Genomic DNA, 6,933 nt, shown 5'->3' with positions numbered 1-6,933 from the left:
CGATGGTGCCTGCCGTCATCCTGGTCGGGCTCGCCAAGGGTGGCTTCTCGGGCCTGGGGCTGCTCTCGCTGCCGCTGATGGCGCTCGTGCTCCCGCCGGTCCAGGCGGCCGCGATCATGCTGCCCATCCTGATCGTCCAGGACATGGTGAGCGTCTGGGCCTATCGCCGTGAGTTCGACAAACGCAACCTCGCGACGATGCTGCCGGGTGCTCTTCTCGGCGTGCTTGCGGGTTATGTCTTGGCATCGCGGGTTTCCGATGCCGCGGTTGGCCTTTCGGTCGGCATCATCTCGGTTGCCTTCGCAGGCCGTCGGCTCTTCGCCGACCGCAAGGCGCAGTCGCCGGTCACGAAGCCCGCGTTCGGGCCCGGCAGCTTCTGGGGCGCGGTTTGCGGTTTCACCAGCATGATCGCCCATGCCGGCGGCCCTCCCTTTCAGATCTACGTCATGCCGCAGCGGCTCTCGCCGCCGACCTTCGTTGGCACCGGCGCGATCTTCTTCGCGCTGCTCAATCTCATGAAAGTCGGCCCCTATATCGCGCTCGGCCAGTTCACCCGCGAGAACCTCGCCGCGTCGGCGGCACTGTTTCCGGTCGCGATCCTCGCGACCGTTGCCGGTGTCTGGCTGGTGCGCCGCGTGCCGGCGGAACGCTTCTACACCATCATCTACTGGCTGCTGATTGCTGTCGGCAGCAAGCTGATCATCGACGGGTTCCTGGCGTTGCGCCTCCATCCCTGACCCACGAGTCCAGCTGCGTCGATTGCGCCGCATCGGAAAAAGGGATGGATTACGGGAGAGCGCGGGACCGGCTAGATCCGAAGGCGACGCGACGGAAGAAGGCGCCCCGATGAAGACCTCGCCCTATGACATCGACCTCGACCGCAACCCGGCCAACTTCCAGCCGCTGACGCCGCTGACCTTCCTCGAGCGTGCCGCCGCCGTCTTTCCCGACCATGTTGCGATCATCCACGGCCCGTTGCGCCGGACCTATGCCGAATTCTACGCACGCTCGCGCAGGCTTGCATCCGCGCTGGCGAAGCACGGCATCCGCAGGGGCGATACCGTCGCAGCCATGCTGCCGAACACGCCCGCCATGCTCGAATGTCACTACGGCGTGCCAATGACCGGCGGTGTGCTCAACACGTTGAACACGCGGCTCGACGCCGCCATCATCGCGTTCTCGCTCGACCATGGCGAAGCCAAGGTGCTGATCGCGGACCGCGAATTCTCGAGCACAGTCCAGGCGGCACTGGAACTCTGCAAGGTCAAGCCGCTGGTCATCGACTATGACGACCCGGTCTATGACGGCAGCGGCGAGCGGCTTGGCAGCGTCGAATACGAGGACTTTCTCGTGACCGGCGACCAGGATTTCGCCTGGACGTTACCCGGCGACGAATGGGACGCGATCTCGCTGAACTACACATCGGGCACCACCGGCGACCCCAAGGGGGTGGTTTATCATCACCGCGGCGCCAATCTGCTCGCGACCTCGAATATTGTGACCTGCGGCATGGGTCGTCATCCCGTCTATCTCTGGACGCTGCCGATGTTCCACTGCAATGGCTGGTGCTTCCCCTGGTCGATCTCGATCCTCGCCGGCACCCATGTCTGCCTGCGCCAGGTCCGCGCCAAGGCGCTGTACGCGGCGCTGGCGGATCATGGCGTCACCCATCTCTGCGGCGCACCCATCGTGATGTCGACGCTGCTCAACGCCCCGGCGGAGGAACGCCGCCCCTTCTCGCAGAAGGTCTCCTTCCTCACCGCCGCCGCCCCGCCGCCAGAAGCCGTGCTTGCCGCGATGAAGCAGGCTGGGTTCGAGGTGACGCATCTCTACGGCCTGACCGAGACCTATGGTCCCTCAGTCGTGAATGAGTGGCAGCGCGACTGGGACGCCTTGGAAGCTGCGGACCAGGCCGTGCTGAAAGCACGCCAGGGCGTGCGCTACCCCGCTCTGGAAGCCCTCGATGTACTCGACCCGGAAACCATGCAGCCGGTTCCCCGCGATGGTCAGACACTCGGCGAGGTGATGTTCCGCGGCAATGTCGTGATGAAGGGCTACCTCAAGAATCCGAAGGCGACCGAAGCTGCCTTTGCCGGTGGCTGGTTCCATTCCGGCGACCTCGGCGTGCGTTATGCCGACGGCTATATCCAGCTCAAGGACCGCTCCAAGGACATCATCATCTCCGGCGGCGAGAACATCTCCTCGATCGAGGTCGAGGATGCGCTCTACAAGCATCCCTCGGTGCAATCGGCTGCGGTTGTCGCCAGGCCGGACGAGAAATGGGGTGAGACGCCCTGCGCCTTCGTCGAACTCATGCCGGGGAAGAATGCGACCGAGGCGGAGATCATCGCCTTCTGCCGCGGGCTTCTGGCCTCGTTCAAATGCCCCAAGACGGTGGTCTTCACCGAGATCCCCAAGACCTCGACCGGCAAGATCCAGAAATTCAAGCTGCGCGAGATGGCAAGGGCCCTGTAGTGCCAGGCGCGGCTTCCAGTCCTGCATGTCCATTCAACGAGAAAGCCGGCCCCTCCTGGGACCGGCTCGATCAAAACCATCCTATTCGACGGGCGATGGCTGCCCCGTTATCCCGTTCAATGCAGCGTCGGCTGCGGCATCGTCATTCTGACGCGCTCGATCTCTTCCTTCAGCAGCAGCTTCTTCCGCTTCAACTCGGACACACTCAGCGTATCGGAAGAGGGGCGCGCCGCGGCTTGGGCGATGGCTTCCTCAAGCTGACGATGCTTGCGCTCGAGCTCGGCGAGGTGGGTCTGCAGCGACATCTGGATTCTCCTGATGAGCGATTGACGGGGGGAGTCTGACACAGAGCCGGCTTCAAGTCTCTGGGGCAGCAGTGCACTGCACCATGAGTTTCCGTGATCCTGGGTCTCTCCTTCCCGCAGGGCGCGAATGGCACGCGCTATCCCTGCGCGAAGCGACACTGCGCTCTTGCCGGGCCGCCCGCGCCTGAGCATAGTCGACCCGGATCGCGGCAATGATGAGACGGCTTCATGGGATTCGAGCTGAGCCCTGAGGAGATCGAGGCCTTTACGGCCGAGCTGGCTCGTCTGCGCGAAGAGCATCGCGACCTCGACAGCGCCATCGACGCGTTGGAGCGCATGGGCGCGATCAATCAGATCCAGGTGCAGCGCCTGAAGAAGCGGAAGCTCTACCTCAAGGACCGCATCACGCAGATCGAAGACGCGCTGACGCCGGACATCATCGCCTGATGCGGAAAACAGCACACAGAACAATGATTTCGACGAATCGGTGCTTGCCTGCCGGGCTGCCCGCAGTTTAAGTCGCGCGCTTCCTCCCCTCGCATGGGAAGCGAGTGCACATGGCCGATACCAGCCCTCCTGTCGCCATCATCATGGGCAGCCAGTCCGACTGGGCGACGATGCGTCATGCGGCCGAAGTCCTCGACATGCTCGGCGTGGCCCACGAGGCTCGCATCATGTCCGCGCACCGGACCCCGGAACGCATGTTCTCCTTCGCGAAGGAAGCCAAGGCGAAGGGCTTCAAGGTCATCATCGCGGGCGCCGGCGGGGCCGCGCATCTGCCGGGCATGACGGCTTCGCTGACGCCGCTTCCGGTCTTCGGAGTGCCGGTCGAATCCAAGGCCCTTTCCGGCCAGGACAGCCTGCTCTCGATCGTGCAGATGCCGGCGGGCATCCCGGTCGGCACGCTCGCCATCGGCCGGGCCGGGGCGGTCAATGCCGGCCTCCTCGCCGCCGCCGTGCTCGCCTTGGGCGATGAGCCCCTGGCCGAGCGGCTGGAAGCCTATCGCAGCCGCCAAAGCGGGGCGGTCGCCGAATTCCCCAGGGACGACGCATGAGCACGCCCGATCCGCGCGGGCTTGGCCCCGGCGCCATGCTCGGCATCCTCGGCGGTGGGCAGCTTGCCCGCATGATTGCGCTCGCCGCCGCCGATCTCGGCATTCGCGCCCATATTTTCGCGCCCGAGGCTGATAGCCCGGCCTTCGACGTCGCCGCCCGTCATACGATCGGCGCCTATGAAGACGAGGCTGCGTTGGCCGGATTTGCCGATGCGGTCGACCTCGTCACCTATGAGTTCGAGAATGTGCCGCATGCGACAGCGGCCTTCCTCGCCGCGCGCACGCCGCTTCATCCCGGCGCGCGCGCCCTGGCCCTGACGCAGGACCGGCTGAGCGAGAAGAGCTTCGTCGCCGATCTCGGGCTGGCGGTTGCGCCGTTCCGCGCCGTCGATTCGCTGGCCGATCTCGAACGCGCGGTCGCCGAACTCGGCCGCCCCAGCGTCCTGAAGACGCGCCGCTTCGGCTATGACGGCAAGGGGCAGGTGAAGATCGCGGCTGATACCGATCTGGCCGAAGCCTATGAGGCCATCGGGCATTTTCCTGCCATCCTCGAAGGCTTCGTCAGCTTCAGCCGGGAGGTTTCCGTCGTCGCAGCCCGCAACACTGCCGGCGACTTCGCTGCATTCGATCTTTGCGAGAACGAGCATCGCGACCACATCCTCGCCTTCACGCATGTGCCGGCGCAGGTTGCGGCCGGGACCTCCGCCAGCGCCATCGAGGCGGCGCGCAAGATCGGAGAAGCGCTCGGCTATATCGGTGTCTTCGCCGTCGAGATGTTCGTGGTTGGCGAGGGCGCGAGCGAGACCGTCATCATCAACGAGATCGCGCCGCGGGTGCACAATTCCGGACACTGGACCAGCGAAGGCGCCGAGACCTCGCAATTCCACCAGCATGTCCGCGCCGTCTGCGGCCTGCCGCTTGGATCGGCCACCCGTCGCGGCACTGTCGAGATGGAAAACCTTGTCGGCGACGCCGCACTTCGTTGGCGGGAAATCCTGGCAGAGCCGGGCGCGCATCTGCATCTCTACGGCAAGCGGGATGCCCGCCCCGGCCGCAAGATGGGCCATGTCACGCGGCTGAAGCCGGCCCGCACATAACGTGCTTCCTTACGGAGTCGGCACTCATTCCTGCCGGCTTGTCCGGACGAATCCCGCGGCTCGTCTCCGCCCGCGATTTCTCCACGTTCTCCGGCTCTTCCGGCGTGGACAGCCGAATTGAATTCTGTTATCCGCACAACCCTTCCTGCGAGTTGAGAAACTTCGCCGGACCCGAAATCTTGACCAACCCGCTAAAGACGGACAATCACGTGCAGGTTCTCGTTCGCGACAACAATGTCGATCAGGCTCTTCGCGCCCTCAAGAAAAAGATGCAGCGCGAAGGCATTTTCCGGGAGATGAAGCTCCGCGGTCATTACGAGAAGCCTTCCGAGAAGAAGGCGCGCGAGAAGGCGGAAGCCGTCCGCCGCGCCCGCAAGCTGGTCCGCAAGAAGCTGCAGCGCGAGGGCCTTCTGCCCGCGCCGGTGAAACCCAAGCGCCCCTGATCTCCGGCTGAGGGCGGCCGCTTTGGCCGCTTCGCACGGATGCATCATGTCGAAACAGCGCCTGGAGCCTCTCCGGGCGTTGTTGCTTTTTCGGCGGCGTTAACCAAAGCTTGGCAGGATGCAGGCGTTCTCGCGTGAAGGGGCGCTGTCGGCTGGGGAGCGCAATCAGGTCATGACGACCAACGGGGTCGAGCATGGCAGTCGAGGCACAGAACCGGGACCGATGAGGCAGAGCATGTTTCGAGGCAAGAGCTGGCTGGCTGCAGCCGGCATCGCCGTCGCGCTGGCAGGATGCGACACCGTTTCCAATCTGGGCTCACAGAGCGCAATTGCTGAAGTCGATGCGGAATCATCCGCCAATGCGAGCGTGAATATCGGCTCGCTCAGCGAGGTCATCAACCGCAACCCCAACGATCCGCAGGCCTATAACACCCGCGGCGCGGCCTATGCCCGTGCCGRCCGCTACTCCGACGCGATCTCCGATTTCACCAAGGCGGTGCAGATCGACCCGAACCTCGCCTCGGCCTATACCAATCGCGCATTGGCGCTGCGCCAGAGCGGCCGCAATGACGCGGCGATGGCAGACTTCAACCGCGCCACCACAGCCAACCCGAACTATGCCCCGGCCTATATCGGGCGTGCCAACCTGCTGCGCCAGCAGGGCAACAGTCAGCAGGCGCTGTCCGACCTCAACACCGCGATCCGCCTGAATCCAGAATCGGCCGAAGCCTTCCATGCCCGTGGTCTGGTCTATCAGAAGGAAGGCCAGCACCAGCATGCGATCACCGATTTCGACTCGGTCATCGATCGCAATCCCTATAACGCCCCGCCCTATACGGCCCGCGGCCAGAGCCTGATCGCGGTCGGAAAGTTCGAGCAGGCGATCGAGGACTTCACGGCTTCGCTCAATGTCGACAACCGCAACGCCGAAGCCTGGGCCGGTCGCGGACTCGCCAGCGAAAAGCTCGGCAAGAAGACTGAAGCGGCCGAGAACTATCAGCGCGCCCTGAGCCTGGACAGCAACAATGCAACCGCCCGCGCCGGCCAGGCGCGCCTCGGCGGAGGCAGCCTCTTCCGCTGACCATAACGCCAGGCCGCCGCGCTACTCGACGGCGCGGCTTTCTTGGCCGGCAACGGCACCGTTCGTCAGATTGGCCAGGAAGCCCCGGATCTCGGGCAGCGAACCATGCGCCGGCAGGTCCTGGTGGCCACCGCTGGAAAAGCGGACGAAGCGCTTGGGCATGTTCGCCATGTCGTAGAGTGCCTGCCCCTGCGCGAAGGGAATGACGGCATCGCGGCCACCGTGCAACACCAGCAGTGGCGCGGTGACGCGGCCGATGACGGCGTCCGACCGGAACTGATCCTTCATCAGCCAGCCGATTGGTGCGAAGGGATAGGCGAGTTGCGCCACTGCAGCTGCCGACAGATAGGGCGCCTCGAGTATCACGGCCTTGAGCGGGCGCTCCGCTGCAAGCTTGAGCACAACACCGGTGCCCAGGGATTCGCCATAGCCAACCAGCCGATCGGCGCCAAAGCGTGAGACGGCAGCGTCATAGGC

General features: G+C 64.8%; 9 protein-coding genes. 7 read left to right on the top strand and 2 right to left on the bottom strand.

Annotated elements, in window-relative coordinates:
- Window positions 1-2 precede the first annotated feature (2 nt).
- Complete coding sequence (locus AC1DRP_RS33445) at window positions 3-737, top strand: sulfite exporter TauE/SafE family protein (RefSeq protein WP_476770772.1); 735 nt, start codon at window positions 3-5, stop codon at window positions 735-737.
- A gap of 109 nt (window positions 738-846) precedes the next feature.
- A complete protein-coding gene (locus AC1DRP_RS33440; RefSeq protein WP_441506985.1) occupies window positions 847-2,475 on the top strand; it encodes an acyl-CoA synthetase in 1,629 nt (542 codons plus the stop codon).
- Between the two features lie 116 nt (window positions 2,476-2,591).
- Here the strand turns inward: AC1DRP_RS33440 and AC1DRP_RS33435 are convergent, their stop codons facing one another.
- The gene (locus AC1DRP_RS33435) at window positions 2,592-2,780 is read right to left on the bottom strand and encodes a DUF465 domain-containing protein (RefSeq protein WP_043238472.1); all 189 of its coding nucleotides are present in this window, start codon (window positions 2,778-2,780) and stop codon (window positions 2,592-2,594) included.
- Window positions 2,781-3,008: 228 nt separating this feature from the next.
- Here AC1DRP_RS33435 and AC1DRP_RS33430 point away from each other — a divergent pair, with 228 nt between their 5' ends.
- The 5 genes from AC1DRP_RS33430 to AC1DRP_RS33410 all read left to right on the top strand — a co-directional run bounded on the left by AC1DRP_RS33430 (window position 3,009) and on the right by AC1DRP_RS33410 (window position 6,456).
- Window positions 3,009-3,227 (top strand): YdcH family protein, encoded by a 219-nt coding sequence (locus AC1DRP_RS33430; RefSeq protein WP_043238474.1) that lies wholly within the window; start codon window positions 3,009-3,011, stop codon window positions 3,225-3,227.
- 110 nt (window positions 3,228-3,337) lie between these two features.
- The gene (purE, locus tag AC1DRP_RS33425) at window positions 3,338-3,835 is read left to right on the top strand and encodes a 5-(carboxyamino)imidazole ribonucleotide mutase (protein ID WP_441506984.1); all 498 of its coding nucleotides are present in this window, start codon (window positions 3,338-3,340) and stop codon (window positions 3,833-3,835) included.
- Window positions 3,832-4,932 carry a 5-(carboxyamino)imidazole ribonucleotide synthase gene (locus AC1DRP_RS33420; RefSeq protein WP_441488186.1) on the top strand — a complete coding sequence of 367 codons (1,101 nt, stop codon included), beginning with the start codon at window positions 3,832-3,834 and terminating at the stop codon, window positions 4,930-4,932. The genes purE and AC1DRP_RS33420 overlap by 4 nt, the downstream gene beginning before the upstream one ends.
- Window positions 4,933-5,141: 209 nt before the next feature.
- A complete protein-coding gene (rpsU, locus tag AC1DRP_RS33415; RefSeq protein ID WP_038359685.1) occupies window positions 5,142-5,375 on the top strand; it encodes a 30S ribosomal protein S21 in 234 nt (77 codons plus the stop codon).
- 235 nt (window positions 5,376-5,610) lie between these two features.
- Window positions 5,611-6,456, top strand: a complete 846-nt coding sequence (locus tag AC1DRP_RS33410; protein ID WP_476770771.1) for a tetratricopeptide repeat protein — start codon at window positions 5,611-5,613, stop codon at window positions 6,454-6,456.
- 21 nt (window positions 6,457-6,477) lie between these two features.
- Here AC1DRP_RS33410 and AC1DRP_RS33405 read toward each other — a convergent pair.
- On the bottom strand, window positions 6,478-6,933 hold a 456-nt coding region (locus AC1DRP_RS33405), incomplete at its 5' end, for an alpha/beta hydrolase (protein WP_476770770.1).

Source organism: Allobosea sp. 01N443 (assembly GCF_056399325.1).
The sequence above is the reverse complement of the archived record's forward strand: the minus strand, read 5'-3'. Positions and strand labels throughout refer to the sequence as shown.

What these genes read in the sequence shown, in the direction of transcription:
- AC1DRP_RS33435 (WP_043238472.1), bottom strand. Translation starts at nt 2,780, where the DNA reads ATGTCGCTGCAGACCCACCTCGCCGAGCTCGAGCGCAAGCATCGTCAG.
- AC1DRP_RS33440 (WP_441506985.1), top strand. Translation starts at nt 847, where the DNA reads ATGAAGACCTCGCCCTATGACATCGACCTCGACCGCAACCCGGCCAAC.
- purE (WP_441506984.1), top strand. Translation starts at nt 3,338, where the DNA reads ATGGCCGATACCAGCCCTCCTGTCGCCATCATCATGGGCAGCCAGTCC.
- AC1DRP_RS33430 (WP_043238474.1), top strand. Translation starts at nt 3,009, where the DNA reads ATGGGATTCGAGCTGAGCCCTGAGGAGATCGAGGCCTTTACGGCCGAG.
- AC1DRP_RS33420 (WP_441488186.1), top strand. Translation starts at nt 3,832, where the DNA reads ATGAGCACGCCCGATCCGCGCGGGCTTGGCCCCGGCGCCATGCTCGGC.
- AC1DRP_RS33445 (WP_476770772.1), top strand. Translation starts at nt 3, where the DNA reads ATGGTGCCTGCCGTCATCCTGGTCGGGCTCGCCAAGGGTGGCTTCTCG.